The sequence below is a fragment of the Empedobacter sp. GD03865 genome (assembly GCF_029840775.1).
GTDB lineage: Bacteria > Bacteroidota > Bacteroidia > Flavobacteriales > Weeksellaceae > Empedobacter > Empedobacter falsenii_B.
This window is the reverse complement of the sequence record NZ_JAOCDF010000087.1, coordinates 1-629: the sequence shown is the minus strand read 5'-3', so window position 1 is coordinate 629 and position 629 is coordinate 1. Positions and strand designations below refer to the sequence as shown.

General features: G+C 36.9%; 1 protein-coding gene. It reads left to right on the top strand.

Translation table 11 applies throughout. From position 1 onward, the window contains the following. Window positions 1-123 precede the first annotated feature (123 nt). Window positions 124-629 (top strand): phage integrase N-terminal SAM-like domain-containing protein (locus tag N5D46_RS14770; RefSeq protein ID WP_221857225.1); only part of this gene is annotated, 506 nt, incomplete at its 3' end.

Genomic DNA, 629 nt, shown 5'->3' with positions numbered 1-629 from the left:
TGTTGAACTAAACCTCCAGTAGCTTTCGCTGCGATGATTTCGTACCTTAGTATATTAATATTAAACAATTGATACTATGGTAACTAAAAAAAATCTCCGGAGGAATTAAGAGCGAACAAATACATTAATCGCGCTTGTAGTGAAATTACGGGTTTTTCTGAACTTCTGCAACGTTTTCAGCGAAATATTTCCATTTTAGGCAGAAGCCAGCGTACTTTCGAGAATTATTCTCGGCATGTGGCGGCAATGGCGTTGCATTTTGGAATTCTTCCTACGGAATTACATCCCGAGCAGGTTAAAGATTACTTATTTGAACTGCAGCAACGTTCTTTAAGTCCTTCGCAATCATACTTTAAACATACGGTTTACGGACTTCGATTTCTTTTAAAAACAGAGAATCTTCCTTACGATTATCTTCATTTACCATCGATTCCAAAAGAGAAAAAGCTTCCTGTTGTTTTAAGTCGAGAAGAGATTTGGAAGATGCTTCAAAGTGCAGAACTGCTAAAACATCGTGTTTTAATTGGCTTGATTTACGGCTGTGGTTTACGCTGTATGGAAGTTCGGAACATAGAATTAAAGCATTTAGATTTCGATCGAAAACAACTTCATATCGTTCAAAGTAAAGG